Source organism: Lentilitoribacter sp. JB5-8, from assembly GCF_055693385.1.
Window position 1 is genome coordinate 2,869,197 of sequence record NZ_CM146332.1, and the last position, 16,257, is coordinate 2,885,453.

At 44.9% G+C, this 16,257-nt stretch carries 12 protein-coding genes and 1 pseudogene; 5 read left to right on the forward strand and 8 right to left on the reverse strand.

The genetic code is table 11. The features are described from left to right. Positions 1-14 precede the first annotated feature (14 nt). Entirely contained in the window at positions 15-1,187 is a 1,173-nt protein-coding gene (locus ACZ1GZ_RS14075) for a cysteine desulfurase family protein (protein ID WP_472665524.1), read from the reverse strand. Between the two features lie 238 nt (positions 1,188-1,425). Here ACZ1GZ_RS14075 and ACZ1GZ_RS14080 point away from each other — a divergent pair, with 238 nt between their 5' ends. Next, entirely contained in the window at positions 1,426-2,106 is a 681-nt protein-coding gene (locus tag ACZ1GZ_RS14080) for an alpha/beta hydrolase (protein ID WP_472665525.1), read from the forward strand. A gap of 8 nt (positions 2,107-2,114) precedes the next feature. On the opposite strand, the gene murI is transcribed toward ACZ1GZ_RS14080, so the two are convergent. Together murI and ACZ1GZ_RS14090 are read right to left on the reverse strand one after the other, a co-directional pair. Further along, complete coding sequence (gene murI / locus ACZ1GZ_RS14085; protein WP_472665526.1) at positions 2,115-2,915, reverse strand: glutamate racemase; 801 nt, start codon at positions 2,913-2,915, stop codon at positions 2,115-2,117. A gap of 3 nt (positions 2,916-2,918) precedes the next feature. Next, complete coding sequence (locus ACZ1GZ_RS14090) at positions 2,919-3,746, reverse strand: RNA methyltransferase (RefSeq protein WP_472665527.1); 828 nt, start codon at positions 3,744-3,746, stop codon at positions 2,919-2,921. Positions 3,747-3,961: 215 nt separating this feature from the next. Between ACZ1GZ_RS14090 and ACZ1GZ_RS14095 the strand changes: the two genes are divergently transcribed. Continuing rightward, complete coding sequence (locus tag ACZ1GZ_RS14095) at positions 3,962-5,173, forward strand: NADP-dependent isocitrate dehydrogenase (protein WP_472665528.1); 1,212 nt, start codon at positions 3,962-3,964, stop codon at positions 5,171-5,173. A 79-nt stretch (positions 5,174-5,252) separates the two neighbouring features. On the opposite strand, the gene alaS is transcribed toward ACZ1GZ_RS14095, so the two are convergent. Next, positions 5,253-7,904: an alanine--tRNA ligase gene (gene alaS, locus ACZ1GZ_RS14100; RefSeq protein WP_472665529.1), complete on the reverse strand. Its 2,652-nt coding sequence runs from the start codon at positions 7,902-7,904 to the stop codon at positions 5,253-5,255. Between the two features lie 242 nt (positions 7,905-8,146). Then, entirely contained in the window at positions 8,147-9,241 is a 1,095-nt protein-coding gene (gene recA, locus ACZ1GZ_RS14105; protein ID WP_472665530.1) for a recombinase RecA, read from the reverse strand. A 231-nt stretch (positions 9,242-9,472) separates the two neighbouring features. Between recA and ACZ1GZ_RS14110 the strand changes: the two genes are divergently transcribed. Together ACZ1GZ_RS14110 and ACZ1GZ_RS14115 are read left to right on the forward strand one after the other, a co-directional pair. Beyond that, entirely contained in the window at positions 9,473-10,387 is a 915-nt protein-coding gene (locus tag ACZ1GZ_RS14110; protein ID WP_472665531.1) for a carbohydrate kinase family protein, read from the forward strand. Between the two features lie 14 nt (positions 10,388-10,401). Beyond that, positions 10,402-11,310 (forward strand): pseudouridine-5'-phosphate glycosidase, encoded by a 909-nt coding sequence (locus tag ACZ1GZ_RS14115; protein WP_472665532.1) that lies wholly within the window; start codon positions 10,402-10,404, stop codon positions 11,308-11,310. A 92-nt stretch (positions 11,311-11,402) separates the two neighbouring features. Here the strand turns inward: ACZ1GZ_RS14115 and ACZ1GZ_RS14120 are convergent, their stop codons facing one another. Further along, on the reverse strand, positions 11,403-12,053 hold the full coding sequence (locus ACZ1GZ_RS14120) for a YiaD family glycine zipper/OmpA-like lipoprotein (protein ID WP_472665533.1): 651 nt from the start codon (positions 12,051-12,053) through the stop codon (positions 11,403-11,405). A 101-nt stretch (positions 12,054-12,154) separates the two neighbouring features. Then, a pseudogene (gene cckA, locus ACZ1GZ_RS14125) lies at positions 12,155-14,715 on the reverse strand (cell cycle histidine kinase CckA). A 244-nt stretch (positions 14,716-14,959) separates the two neighbouring features. On the opposite strand from cckA, the gene ACZ1GZ_RS14130 reads away from it, so the two are divergent. Next, entirely contained in the window at positions 14,960-15,619 is a 660-nt protein-coding gene (locus tag ACZ1GZ_RS14130) for a flagellar biosynthetic protein FliO (RefSeq protein WP_472665534.1), read from the forward strand. 4 nt (positions 15,620-15,623) lie between these two features. Here ACZ1GZ_RS14130 and dksA read toward each other — a convergent pair whose 3' ends face one another. Beyond that, entirely contained in the window at positions 15,624-16,043 is a 420-nt protein-coding gene (gene dksA, locus ACZ1GZ_RS14135) for an RNA polymerase-binding protein DksA (RefSeq protein WP_472665535.1), read from the reverse strand. Positions 16,044-16,257: the final 214 nt, after the last annotated feature.

Sequence of the window (16,257 nt, forward strand, 5' to 3'; positions counted from 1 at the left end):
AATTTTCCTAACGGTTATGAAGCCGCTAATTCTTCTGAATGGCGTGACAATCGCCTTTTATTTGTTTTTTCAAACACTTGTAAAAATCTACTAATATCCTCATCCGAAGTGTCAGGGCCCATACTCACACGTAAAGCACCAGATTTCGCATCAGTCTTCATTGCCACCAAAACGTGGCTCTCACCAACTTTACCTGACGAACACGCAGATCCAGATGAAGCTGCAATTCCTTCCATGTCAAAAGCAATTTGCAATGTCTCTGATTTCATCCCCGGCAAGGTAAAACACGTCGTGTTATCTATACGTTCAACACCCTTGCCATGGATCACTAAATCAGGAGCTAAATTTTGCATTTTTTGCTCTAATTGATCTCGTTTGTTTCCAATTTCTTGAAACACTTGTAGGTTCTTTAAAGCAACTTCACAAGCCGCGCCAAAGCCACTTATCCCAATTAAATTTTCAGTACCAGCGCGATGGCCTTTTTCATGCCCACCACCGACAATCAAGGGACTAGGCATTAAAATCTCACCCTTGGAGATAATTGCACCAACACCTTTTGGTCCGCCGATTTTGTGTGAAGACACAATGAAGAAGTCCGCGTCCATTTCTGTAATTGATAAAGGCTTTTTACCGAGCACCTGCACTGCATCAATAATTACTAAGGCATTATGATTACGTGCAATAGAGATAGCCTCTTTGACAGGTTGCAGAACACCTGTTTCATTATTTGCCGCCTGTAAAGCAAGCATAGGCAAACCGTGAGACTGATCATGGCTTGATAAGCTCACCTCAATTTCAGCCAAATCAATTCGGCCATGCTCATCCACACCAATTATCTGCACATCATCAGACGCGAAACGTCCGCCGGATAAAAGACATGGATGTTCAACAGCTGAAACATAAAGTTTTGAAATCTTCAGATCAGCACGACCCATTTTATAATTAGGTGTGAGGAGATGCGTCGCGGCCTCAGTTGCACCAGAGGTAAATGTGATATGTGCAGCCTCAGCAGAACATAATTTAGCAAGATTATCACGCGCTGCATTGATGATTCTTCGTGCCTGCTGCCCTTCTTTATGGACAGATGAGGGATTACCAAGCTCATTCATAGACGACAACATGGCATCGCGTGCACCGTCTAGAAGCGGTGCAGTCGCATTGTAATCCATGTAAACACGCGTTTGCATCTTTAAAAATCAACCTTTTTGCAAGCAATTTCACTTTCGTGACGTTTATGCTTGAATTTTTGACCTCGCTTGGCCTATGAAGCTTCGATAATAAAGTATCACGCACCAAAAGCTACTTTTGAATAATTCTAAACTAGCTTCTAGTAAGACCAACAGTCTTCGTCAAGGCTTGCGTAACGAATTCCCTAATTGACCCAAAATTTTTTGGGAATGTTAGGCCAAATAAATTGGAGTAAATATGCCTGAGGTGATTTTTAATGGTCCAAGTGGCCGACTAGAGGGTCGTTATCAACCTGGTACTGAAAAAAACGCACCAATTGCTATTATATTGCACCCGCACCCACAATTTGGCGGAACAATGAACAACAAGATCGTTTATGATCTGTTTTACATGTTCCAACAACGCGGCTTTACAACATTGCGCTTTAACTTCCGCGGCATTGGTCGAAGCCAAGGCCAATTTGATCATGGCGCAGGTGAATTGTCTGATGCAGCAGCAGCATTGGATTGGATCCAGACCCTTCACCCTGATTCGAAAAATTGTTGGGTGGCTGGCTACTCATTTGGTGCATGGATTGGCATGCAGCTTTTAATGCGCCGTCCTGAGATTGAAGGCTTTATGTCAATTGCACCCCAGCCGAATACATATGACTTCTCATTTCTAGCACCATGCCCATCATCTGGCCTTATTATCCATGGTGATGCAGATCGTGTTGCGCCAGAAAAAGATGTGCAAGCACTCGTCGACAAATTGCGCACGCAAAAAGGTATTCTGATCACGCAGCAGACAATGCTTGATGCAAACCACTTCTTTACGGATAAGACAGACGCATTAATTGCAGAATGCGCCGATTATCTTGATCGCCGTTTAAATGGCGAATTGGTTCCAGAACCAAGGCCTTCAAAACGTCTTCGCTAATAAAAACATTATGTCGTGATTGTTAAACCAAAGCCCTTGATCAATTGGGCTTTGGCAAAACTCACCTGCCCTGAGGTAAACATTGCAATGTCATGCTCAGGGACAAATTGATCCCGACTTTTGCGATCTAATAAGCTGATAGCATGCCGCGCAATTGCTTCAGCAGGATCCAGCCAATCAACCGGCCATTTTGCAACCTGACGAAACTTATTGACCAAAAACGGATAATGCGTGCAGGCAAGCACGACAATATCGGTGCGTTTGCCATCTTTTTCGAGCAGACATTGATCTACAATTGGGGTGAGTTGCGAGCGTTCCACTTCATCACCGCGCATATAAGCTTCGCAAAGCCCGGCGAGATCCTCCGATCCAACTAACCTGACATGGCAACTCTGCGCAAAAGATTGAATAAGATCGCGTGTATAGGCGCGTTTAACAGTACCTGGCGTTGCCAACACCGAAATAAGCCCTGAACTTGTGCGCTCAGCAGCCGGTTTAATCGCAGGCACTGTGCCGACAAATTTGATCTCCGGAAATGCTTTGCGCAATGCGGGCATCACAAGAGTTGATGCCGTATTACACGCTATAATGATCAATTCAGGGCGATAAGCATCGATTAATCGCCCCATCAAGCCCACAATATGCGCTTCAAGTTCGCTCTCCTGCCAAGAACCATATGGAAATGCTTCATCGTCAGCGACGTAAATAAACTGCCGCTCTGGCGCAAGCACACGTGCTTGTCTGAGGACTGTTAAGCCCCCTATTCCACTATCAAATAAAAGTACAGGGCGTTGGCTGGGCTCGAGCAAGGCTTAATTCTTTCCTTCATCATCATCATCTGAACCACCTAAACCAGGTCCTGATGACCCTTTTGGGGCAGATCTGCTAAAACGATCAAGTGAAGATATAACCCCGCGCAAAAAATGCACTTCTTCAGAAGAAAATGCAGGCCGCGTCAGCACAGCGCGTAAATTATCAACAACTGCTGGCTTTTTCTTTTCAGATCGAAAATACCCGCGCACATCCAATGCTTCTTCAATCTGATCTAAAAAACCATGCAACAAATGCTTTGGCGCTGGTTCAAAAGATCGAACTTCATGCGGGATATCTGTTTCAGATGCCAAACCTGTTTTGAGCCACTCATAGGACATCAACAGCACAGCTTGCGCGATATTAAGCGATGCAAAGGCTGGATTTACCGGAAATGTAACAAGTTCATCAGCCAAACCAACTTCATCATTGCGCAAACCAATGCGTTCACGACCAAACAATAGAGCAACACGCTCACCTTTATTATGTCGCGCGCGCATGTCTTTTGCAGCTGTTACCGGGCCTTGCACAGGTTTATGACCATCGCGTTCTCGTGCGGTCGTCGCCATCACAAAATTAACATCGGCAATTGCTTCACGAAGCGTCTCGTAAACCACCGTTCCTTCGATGATATGGTCAGCTTTGGAAGCGGCGGAAACAGCCTTTTCATTTGGCCAGCCATCACGCGGGGCGACAAGTCGCAACTCAGACAATCCGAAATTGGCCATTGCGCGGGCAACCATTCCAATATTTTCACCTAATTGCGGCTCAACCAAAATCACTATTGGACCCTCGGTGAGCATTTCGCGTTTAGAATTTGAGCCAGCCATTTCTTTTGTTCCACACTAAATTTATTCAAATTTTCTGTGCCATATATCATGTAAAATGAAAAGCGCAGCCTGAAATTGCACGGATTTATCTGTTGACGACAAGCTTTATTGCCTCAAAACATTGCACCGCAACAAATGCTTTGCTATGAGGGCGCATCTTTAGAAAATTTGAATTAAGTAGTGTCTGTATTACTTCCAGAACAAAGGTCCGCAACATGGCAAAAATTAAGGTCGACAACCCTGTCGTTGAACTAGATGGCGATGAAATGACTCGTATCATTTGGCAGTTCATCAAGGATAAACTCATCCACCCATATCTCGATATTGATCTAAAATACTATGATCTCGGTATGGAAAGCCGCGATGCGACAGATGACCAAATCACAATCGACGCAGCAAATGCGATTAAAGAATATGGCGTTGGCGTTAAATGTGCGACAATCACTCCTGATGAAGCGCGTGTTGAAGAATTCGACCTTAAAAAGATGTATCGTTCGCCAAACGGCACGATCCGTAACATCCTAGGCGGCGTGATCTTCCGTGAGCCGATCATCTGTCAAAACGTCCCTCGCCTGGTTCCAGGTTGGACAAAACCAGTTATCGTTGGCCGTCACGCATTTGGTGACCAATACCGCGCTACGGATTTCAAATTCCCTGGCAAAGGCAAAATCACCATGAAATTTGTTGGTGAAGATGGAACTGAGCAAGAATACGACATCTTCGACGCGCCAGCTTCTGGTGTTGCAATGGGTATGTACAACCTTGATAAATCAATCGAAGATTTCGCCCGTGCATCTATGAACTATGGTCTACAACGTGGCGTTCCAGTTTATCTTTCAACGAAAAACACAATCATGAAAGTTTATGACGGTCGCTTTAAAGATATCTTTGAAGAGGTTTACCAAAACGAATTTAAAGAAAAATTCGAAGAAGCTAAAATTTGGTACGAACACCGTTTGATCGATGATATGGTTGCGTCTAACCTTAAATGGTCTGGCGGTTATGTTTGGGCTTGTAAGAACTATGATGGCGACGTTCAGTCAGATACAGTTGCGCAAGGCTTTGGTTCACTTGGTCTTATGACATCTGTTCTTATGTCACCAGATGGCCGCACTGTGGAAGCAGAAGCTGCACACGGTACAGTGACACGCCACTATCGTCAGCACCAAAAAGGTGAAGAGACGTCAACAAACTCCATCGCATCTATCTTTGCTTGGACACGTGGTTTGGCTCACCGTGCAAAATTGGATGACAATGCTGAGCTTGCAAAATTCGCACTTACACTTGAAAAAGTATGTATCGATACAGTTGAGTCAGGCTACATGACAAAAGACTTGGCACTGCTTATCGGTCCAGATCAACCTTGGTTGTCGACAACTGGCTTCTTGGACAAAGTTGACGAAAACTTGCAAAAAGCAATGGCTTAAGCTTAAAACTTAAGAAATTGAATCAAAAAGGCCCGCGAAATTAAGTTTCGCGGGCCTTTTTTATGAATTTATCTATGGTTTATGACAAAAATGCTTTTACCGCATCAACTGCTGCATCCGCTTTAGATGCATCCGGACCACCGGCTTGAGCCATGTCAGGACGGCCACCGCCACCTTTGCCACCAACGGCTTCAGAAGCGGCACGCACCAAATCAACCGCGCTGTATTTATCAGTAAGGTCATCTGTGACCCCGACAACGACACCCGCTTTACCATTATCAAGACCGACAAAAACAACAACACCTGAGCCAAGTGATTTCTTACCATCATCAGCAAGTGCTTTTAGCTCGCGTCCACCGATGCCCTCAACGACCTTACCCAAAAACTTGATACCGTTGACTTCTTCCGGTTGATCACCTTTAGAGCCGCCGCCCATTGCCAGTTGGCGTTTTGCGTCAGCAAGTTCTTTTTCGAGCTGCTTGCGCTCTTCAAGCAATTGCGCAACACGCGGTGCCACATCAGATGGCGTAACTTTAAGCGCAGCAGCTGCTGCCTTAAGATTTTGCTCCTGTGTTCTGAAATGATCACGCGCAGCATCGCCTGTTAGCGCTTCAATACGTCTAACCCCTGCAGAGACAGCACTTTCGCTCAATACCGTTACAACACCGATTTCACCGGTATTAGCGACATGCGTACCACCACACAATTCGACAGAGAACTGGCCATCATGGTTTGAGCCTTCTACCTGCTCACCCATTGCGACAACGCGAACTTCATCGCCATACTTCTCACCGAACAAGGCACGTGCGCCTGCTTCTTTAGCATCATCAACGCCCATCACGCGGGTGGTCACTGGATTGCTTTGCAGCACAACCTCATTGGTGATGCTCTCAATCGCTTGAAGTTCCTCATCGCCAATTGGTTTTTGGTGTGAAAAGTCAAACCGCAATCGGTTCTCAGATACAAGAGAGCCTTTTTGCGCCACATGCTCACCAAGCACCTGACGAAGGCTTTCATGCAATAAGTGCGTTGCTGAGTGGTTACGGCAAATATCAGCACGACGTTCAGCATTAACTTCCAAACGTCCAGCATCGCCAGTTTTGATCGAACCATTTTGCAACACACCATGATGAACAAACAAGCCATCTGCTTTTTTCGATACAGAAGAAACCTCTGCAATAGCACCGTTTTCAAAGATAACTTGACCGCTATCTCCAACCTGACCACCCATTTCAGCGTAGAACGGTGATTGGTTAAAGACCATATCAACTTTCTGACCTTCAGAAGCGGTTTCAACTTCAGCACCATCCATCGCAATTGCATGAACAACGCCTTCGGCAAGGAGTTTGTCATAACCCAAAAATTCAGTTGGACCCACGCGATCAAAGACAGAGAACCATACGGCTTCAGAAGCTGCATCGCCAGAACCAGACCAGTTCGCACGTGCTTCAGCTTTTTGCTTTTCCATAGAGGCATTAAAGCCATCAACATCGACTTCAATTGAGCGTGCACGCAATGCATCCTGCGTCAGATCAAGCGGGAAGCCATAAGTGTCATAAAGCTTAAATGCAACATCACCTTTCAGCTCATCACCTTCTGACATGCCATCCGTTGCTTCATTAAGCAACTGAAGCCCACGACCAAGCGTGCGCTGGAAACGCACTTCTTCGATTTCAAATGTTTCTTTGATCAAGTCTTCTGTTTGACGTAATTCTGGGAACGCGTCACCCATTTCTAGCACCAAACTTGGAACTAGCTTATGCATCAAAGGTTCTTTTGCACCCAAAAGATTCGCGTGACGCATCGCGCGGCGCATAATACGGCGTAGCACATATCCACGACCTTCATTGGACGGTAATACCCCATCAGCAACCAAGAAGCTACAAGCGCGCAAGTGATCTGCGATCACGCGATGGCTTGGCAATTGATCACCTTCCGCTTTCACACCCGTTGCCTCTTCTGATGCACGAATGAGTTTTTCAAACAGATCTATTTCATAATTATTGTGTTTGCCTTGCAATACAGCGGCAATACGCTCAAGCCCCATACCTGTGTCAATTGATGGTTTAGGTAGATTCAAGCGTTCATCTGATGAAACCTGCTCATATTGCATGAAAACAAGGTTCCAAATTTCGATAAAGCGATCACCATCTTCTTCAGGAGATCCTGGAGGCCCTCCCCAAATGTGGTCACCATGATCAAAAAAGATTTCAGAACATGGACCACAAGGACCTACATCGCCCATGGACCAAAAGTTATCACTTGTTGAAATGCGGATAATTTTCTCATCAGAAAAACCAGCAACCTTTTTCCAAAGATTCGCAGCTTCTTCATCTTCTGAGTAAACAGTCACAAGTAGTTTATCTTTAGGAAGACCATATTCCTTCGTGATCAAATTCCACGCATGCGTAATGGCTTGCTCTTTAAAATAATCACCAAAGGAGAAGTTACCGAGCATTTCAAAGAATGTATGATGACGCGCCGTATAACCAACATTATCCAAATCATTGTGTTTACCGCCAGCGCGTACACATTTTTGCGATGTCGCGGCAGTTTTATAAGGGCGTTGCTCAAGGCCAGTAAAGACGTTCTTGAACTGAACCATGCCGGCATTGGTAAACATCAATGTTGGATCATTTTGAGGAACCAGTGAGCTTGAAGATACAACTTCATGCCCTTGTCCCTTAAAGTAATCTAAGAAAACCGATCTAATATCGTTTACGCTACTCATATCCGTCTTAAACTCCGCTAGCTACGAGTGCGTGAAAATTTGCACCCCATGCTGATCAATCATCGATTTTTCTTAAATTCGAAAACCAATTATATCAACCATATAATGCCGCTTCGCAGGTATTCTAAGAGAAAATCATATATTTTTAGGTGTCGGCTTGAATGTTCGGTCTCAAAAACCAAAAAAGCCACCCAATATAGGTGGCTTTAAGTTTTACTTTTTGCACTTGAGGTGGGTTGAACCTATTTCTCACCACCAGCAGCAACATCATCTTCTTCTTTACCGCCTGAAGGATCGTCAAGCAATTGCTCAGCGATAAGACCCGCATTCTGGCGCAATGACAATTCAATCTCATCAGCAACTTCGCGATTATCAGCGAGGAACTGCTTCGCATTTTCCCGGCCTTGCCCCAAACGCTGACTATTATAAGAGAACCAGGAACCTGACTTTTCAACGATCCCAGCCTTTACACCAAGATCAACCAATTCACCGGTTTTGGACGACCCCGCTCCATACATAATATCAAATTCAACCTGTTTGAATGGAGGCGCCATTTTATTTTTAACAACCTTCACACGTGTCTGGTTACCCACGATTTCATCACGATCTTTCACAGCGCCAATGCGGCGAATATCAAGACGGACAGATGCGTAAAACTTAAGCGCGTTACCACCTGTTGTGGTTTCAGGAGAACCAAACATCACACCAATCTTCATACGGATCTGGTTGATGAAAATCACCATGCAGTTTGATTTTGCAATAGAAGCCGTCAACTTACGAAGCGCCTGGCTCATAAGACGAGCTTGAAGACCAGGAAGGCTATCACCCATCTCACCTTCAATCTCAGCACGCGGCGTTAAAGCAGCAACAGAGTCAATAACCAAAACATCAAGCGCACCAGAACGCACAAGCGTATCTGTAATTTCAAGCGCCTGCTCACCGGTATCAGGCTGAGAGATCAATAAGTCTTCAAGGTCAACACCCAGTTTACGAGCATAAACCGGATCAAGCGCATGTTCCGCATCGATAAAGCCGCAAATGCCACCATCTTTTTGCGCTTCTGCAATTGTTTGCAACGCAAGTGTTGTCTTACCAGAACTTTCAGGACCATAAATTTCAATAATTCTGCCCTTAGGTAGTCCCCCAATACCAAGCGCAATATCCAGACCAAGCGAACCAGTTGAAACTTTTTCAATCTCAACAACATTCTCATTTGATCCAAGCTTCATAATTGAGCCCTTGCCATATGAGCGCTCAATTTGAGAAAGTGCTGCATCTAGCGCTTTACTTTTATCCACCGATTTTTCCTCTACTAGTCGTAAGGAGTTCTGTCCCATGATCTGATACCTCTAAGTTTAAAACCAACCGCTTTGTTCAAGCGCCAACTTAACTTAAATGTACTCTATTTGTTCTCATTTGACAACACCCAATTAAGTTATTGCAATATAACGATAAAAACACTTTTGTTCTTTTTTTGTACACGGCAATATTCTAAATCTGTTCAATCCTAACCATGTACATTAAACTTGCTGGGGTGATGATATACGATTCGTGAAAGGTATATAGTTTTGAATTCAGTTTTAGTAATCGGGGGCGCCCATATCGACCGAAAAGGTGCCATGACTGAAGACTATATTGCAGGTGCCAGCATCCCGGGAACCGTTGAAGAAGTTATCGGTGGCGGTGCATTTAATGTTGCTGCCAACTTATCTCGGCTTGGGCTTGATGTTACTTTTATTTCTCCACGAGCAAATGATGGGAATGCAAATCTGGTTTCAAATCAGATTGGTCTACAGGATATCAATGATTGTCCGGTTATATGCGATGGTAACACCCCCAGCTATACAGCACTGATTGATCGACATGGTGAACTTGTTGCCGCTCTTGCTGATATGAAATTGTATGACGACTTAACCCCCGCATCCTTTCTTAAAGATGAAACCATCAAGCAGCTCGAAAGTTCTCGCATCTTGATCACAGATGCAAACTTACCTGAAGATATTCTCATAGAGATATCAAGAACAATACATGATGATTGTCATTGGTATGCAATTGCCGTCTCCCCTGCCAAAGTTGTGCGGTATCTAAAGGTCATGAAGCGGATAAATTGTCTGGCAATGAATATGAATGAAGCCAAAGCAATCGTTATGAATACATCACAGGCTGAATTAAAAACCTCACTGGAAGCTTTGGGTCTACGCGGCGCGATTATAACCAATGGAGCAGATGAGATTACAGGATTCTTACAAGGCTCAGAGCACATAAGCCTCAAACCAAAACAAATTGATAAAATTATAGATGTCACTGGCGCTGGTGATGCCACATTGTCCGGATTTGTTACACAAGTTGAAGATGGTCATAATATTCAACAAGCTTTAGAGTTTGGAATGGCTGCAGCGCGGTTGACAATCACGATAAACGGTGCACAACACCCTCTTCTTTCACACGACCTTGTTCAAAAAGAACTTGAACAATCCCAATAACAAGGTAGCCACAAATGCAAACTCAATTAGATATTACCTATAGCGCTGAAGTTGCGGATGCACTTTCAAAAAATGCGCCCATTGTAGCGCTTGAATCGACAATCATAACGCATGGTATGCCTTGGCCTGGCAATTTTGAGATGGCAACAGGTGTTGAACAGCTTATTCGAGATAATGGCGCAACGCCGGCAACTATCGCGGTTTTAGATGGCAAGTTACATGTCGGGCTGGAACGCGAAGCCATTGAACAACTAGCAAAAACACCCGATGCAATGAAATTATCCAGAGCGGATTTCGCATTTGCCATTGCGCAAGGAAAAACGGGGGCAACAACAGTGGCCGCAACGATGATGGCCGCCCATCAAGCTGGTATCTTTGTCTTTGCAACAGGTGGCATTGGCGGAGTTCACCGCGGTGCCAGTGACAGCTTTGATATCTCGGCTGATTTACAAGAGCTTTCGAGAACCCCGGTTATTGTTGTTGCAGCCGGTGCAAAGGCAATTTTGGATGTGCCGAAAACTCTGGAAGTTTTAGAAACCAATGGCGTTCCCGTGGTCACACTTGGCCAGGATGAATTCCCAGCGTTCTGGTCTTCAAAATCAGATCATGCATCCCCATTACGTGTGGATAATGTTGAAGATATCGCAAATTTTGAACATGCCCGACGTCGTTTTCAGGACCACGGCGGAATGCTGGTCGGCAATCCTGTTCCGCAGGACGCTGAAATCCCTCAGGATGAAATGAGCAGTTTTATCGAGCAAGCGCTTAAAGAGGCAGATGATCAAAAGATATCAGGTAAGGACGTGACACCATTTCTGCTTGCCCGGATTTTTGAATTAACAAACGGCAAAAGCTTGGAAACGAATATCGCCTTAGTGCGCAATAACGCAAAAGTCGCAGCACAGATTGCCTGCTCGCTTTAAGCCAGAATTCTTAAAAAAACCGGTGTACTTAAACAAAACCCCGGTGATCAGTTGACCACCGGGGTTTATTTCATTCTGTAAAGTTTAACCGACTATGACAGTGGAGAAAGTTGAATTTCTACACGACGGTTGGCCGCACGACCCGCATCGGTGCTGTTGTCAGCAATCGGACGTGTTTCACCAAAGCCAAGTGTACGGAAGCGGCGCGCGTCCACACCAGACTGGGATAGATAGCTTGCCACAGATTGTGCGCGCTGAGTTGATAGCGTGAGATTGTACTGATCTTCACCTGTGGAATCTGTGTGTCCGTAAACATCAACCAAAGTTTTGTTAAACTTGTTCACAACAATCGCAACACCGCGCAATGTGTTTACAAATGCCGGCTTAATTGCTGATTGTCCTACATCAAACGTAATATTTGATGGCATATTGAGAATAATCTGATTGCCGTTACGTGTAACGGTTACCCCAGTGCCCTGAAGTTGTGCACGAAGCTCAGCTTCCTGTTGGTCCATGTAATTACCAATCGCACCACCTGCGAGCAGACCAATACCAGCGCCAATCAGCGCATTTTTACGATCATCGCCACCAGCAAGAAGACCAAGACCAGCACCAGCTGCGGCACCAAGGGCAGCACCCTTTGTTGTATTGTTGACCTTTTGCTGACCAGTGAACGGATCAGTTGTTGTACAAGAAGCAAGGACCGCGCCTGCCATAAGAACCGAAATAATCTGGGCTTTCATAAAATTCCCCTTCATAGAATTTGTTTGGGATCACCTATCACCTTCAAATAAGGCATTAAGATGAACTAATTCTTTATGAACCCATTCAAACAGATACAATTTTAATTATCAAGCATGTCTCGAACAGCTGTTGCGAGCTGTTTTAGCGAAAATGGCTTAGGTAAGAAGCCGAATTTGGCACCTTCCGGTAAATTCTTCGCAAAAGCATCTTCTGCATAGCCAGACACGAAGATGAATTTGATATCAGGATAATCTTTGCGTAATTCGCGCAAGAGCGTCGGTCCATCCATTTCTGGCATCACCACATCAGATACAACAATATCAATTTCACCATTAAGCTCTTCCAAGATCTCTAAGGCCTCAACGCCAGATCCTGCTTCGTGAACTTCATAGCCGCGTGTTTCGAGCATGCGTTTGCCGCCGCGCCGAACCGCCTCTTCATCTTCAACTAGCAAGACAACAGCGGAATCACCCGTCAGATCAGCTGATTCTGATGATTTCTTTGACAATGAAGCAGCTTCTGGTTTCGCACTATTACCAGAAGTTGCGAATGTTGCCTCAGCTTCTGTCTCTTCAACCTCTTCGATATGCCGAGGAAGGAAGATTTTAAACGTGGTCCCCTTACCTACCTCAGATTCCGTATAGATAAAGCCGCCAGATTGTTTGACAATGCCATAAACCATCGAGAGGCCAAGCCCGGTCCCCTTGCCCACATCTTTGGTTGTAAAGAACGGCTCAAAAATTTGTTCAAGCACTTCAGGTTCAATACCCGTTCCTTGATCCTCAACCTCCACAAGCACAAAGTCACCTTCGCTCATGCCACGATGATTAAGCTCTTTAATCTCAGCTTCTTCCACATTAGAGGTTCGAATGGTGACCGTACCACCATCCGGCATGGCATCGCGGGCATTAACGGCAAGATTGACCAGAACCTGCTCAAACTGGCCAAGATCGGTTTTAACTGGCCAAACATCTTTGCCAAATTCTACATCAAGCTTCACATTTGTTCCGGTTAACCTGTCGACCAACATGCGTAAATCACCCACCACATCGGTCATCGATAAGACCGAGGGGCGCATGGTTTGCTTGCGCGAGAATGCCAAGAGCTGGCGTACCAGCACAGCAGCACGGTTCGCATTGCGTTTAATTTCCATTAAATCTGCAAAATCGCTGTCCGCAGGACGGGATGAGAGTAACAAGTGATCTGATGACAGCAAAATAGCCGTCAAAACATTATTAAAATCATGCGCAATTCCGCCCGCTAACGTACCAACAGCATTCATTTTCTGTGTTTGCGCCATTTGCGATTCAAACGCTTTTTGCTCTGTGGTTTCAACAACATAGATGATTGCCTTATCACGGGAATTTTCATCGCCTTGTTCAATTACTGCATTGACGTAAAAACGGAAATACCGCTCGTCATCTTTGGGATGGCGTGCATCAAAGGGGGTATATTACCTTGCTTATCAGCAGCTTTTTCTAAGCTTTCCGTATAGGATGCGATGTCTTCCTCTCTGAAGAGAGTTTCCAACTGTACGCCTTTTTCAATATCCAACCGGCTGACAATTCCGTCAAACATCTTCAAAAACGGCGCATTGGTACGAAGGATCTTACCCTCAGAATCTATCGACGAGATTGCCATTGGCGTGTTGTTAAAGAACCGCGTAAAACGCATTTCAGCCGCAGCAGGAGATGCATTTGCACCTGGCTCATCATCGCGCTTTACAACGATGGTTCGGCTTTCACCAGGCGCACCATCACGTGTCGTTGAGACCTTGTGCACAAGTTTAACCGGAAGACTTTGTCCATTTTGCTTTAACAAATCCAAATCAAGCTGCGCTGTCCTGTTAAGCCCAGGTTCCGCTTGTACTGAATTAATTAGTGCAATGCCCTCACCCGCAACAATTTCTGGTATGGCGATAGAACCAGAAACAAAGCTGGTTAGATCAATTGCAAGCCAATCAGCAAGGGTCGCATTAATATATAAAATATTGCCATCTTGATCCGCTGAGAAAAACCCAACAGGAGCATGATCAAGATAATCAATCGCGTATTGTAATTCTTTAAATACACGTTCCTGATCAGAACGATCACCTGTGATGTCCGATAATTCCCACGCGATAAAATCATCTTTGTCTTCACTTGAAAATGGTCGAGCTGATAATCGATACCAACGTGGAGCGACTTCGCCATCGGAAGCGTGTAGTGCAGAGGTTAAACGAAATTCTTCCTGCTTGGATACACCCTCGCGAATACCGCTGGTTAAACGATACACAGCCTCAGTTGCTGCTGGATCGTGCCCCAAAAGAAGACTTACCGATTTTAATTCCTGCTCATTGTCTGCACCCACAAGTGCGCGATATGCGCTATTGCCATATATGACGCGGTCTTTTTGATCAGAAATCAAAATACCCTGTGGTTGGCTATCTAGGATTTCAAATGCAAATGGATCTGATTTTGGTTTCGGTGCAAAACCGATCAATCCAGTGATGAGCGATACAATAAAAAATATGCCCAACATGCCCAAAAGACCCAAACCAATAAGCAACACATTGATGTCAATCTGATTGCGATAAAGGAAGAAGACGACCGAAAAGGCTATCATCACAAGAGCAACGACTATGAGTTTCATTGCGGGTTTTGATTTGGGCTGGTGATCCATATTTTATTCCGACGCAGATCAGTTGTTAATCACGTCTACCCCCTCGGATAGCTCAAACGATGATGGCAGGCTTATTTCCATCTCTAAACCTAATATTTAAGCTAATTTTTCCACATCGAAAGGGCATTAATAAGATATCCCCACGCCTTTCGCGATTTTTCACTAAGAATCAGCTATAACTTCCACTTACAACGATCTTATACTCAACATCGCGTAGATGATACGCGTAATATTTAGGTGCATCATGACTGAGACAACGAGTGACCCAATTGGCAGTCTGGTTTTCGCATTGCTCATTGTCGGTGTTGCCATCGGGCTTTTTGCAGTCGTGGCCTTTTTCTTGAAGAAAAAATTTAATCTGGCCGCCTTGGGACAAAAACTAAATGCTGGCTCCCGATTATCGGTTGTTGAGACAATCGCAGTTGATCAAAAGCGCAAACTTGTTCTTATTCAAAAAGATGGCAAAGAGCATCTCGTTCTGGTGGGTGGACCAACTGATCTTGTTATTGAGACGAGTGAAGCAGCTCAAAAACTACCGGTCGCGCAAGCATTAACTCCCGATAATACCGCCACTCAGACAAGCCAAACTCCAACGGGTGCCGCAGCGCCTGCCCTTAATACCGAGCAAGATGCAATTGATTTTTTTGATCAAGCCAGAGATCGAATTTTTACACCTAAGGACGCACAAGCTGCGAAGCCAACTCAGCCTAAACCTGTTATGTGTGATGACACTGATGATTTCCATTCAGTCCTGCAATCTCAGCAGAATACACAGCCAAAAACGCAACCAGGTAGCCAACGCTCACAGCCATTGGAACCCATTCCAGAAACCGCAGAAGAGCGCGTCAACAAACTCAAAGCACTTCTAGATGAAGCGCAAAAATCCAGATTAAATAAAAGCTAGAAGCCTATTCGTCGCGGTAAACTTTTTCGCGGCGCTCATGACGTTCTTGTGCTTCGATTGACAATGTTGCAATCGGTCTTGCATCGAGTCGTCTTAAACTGATTGGCTCGCCTGTATCTTCACAATAACCGTATTCACCTTCGTCAATGCGACGAAGCGCAGCGTCAATTTTTGAAATAAGCTTGCGCTGACGATCACGTGCGCGAAGTTCAATCGCACGATCTGATTCTGATGATGCACGATCCGCAACATCCGGGTGGTTCGAGCTTTCTTCAGCTAGATTTCCCATTGTCTCGCGTGCGCCTTGCAAGATCTCATCTTTCCAGTCGATAAGCTTTTTCCTAAAGTAGGCAGCTTGACGGGGGTTCATGAACTCCTCGTCGTCAGATGGTACATAAGAATCCAATTTTGAACCGTCACTCATGATCTGTATCCCTAAACTTAACGCCTTGTTGAGCGCTGTATAACCAGTGTCGGAGCAGCTTACAAGTAGTAAAAAGTTGATCGCATGCATCCGTCGGGCTGCTGTTTAATGAAAATTCGTGACAGTTAAATGATAATTTAAAGGCCAAATCCCTTAAATCACTCATTTTACACACTATATAGAATGGAAAGAGTGGTTTTAATTGCAAAATTAT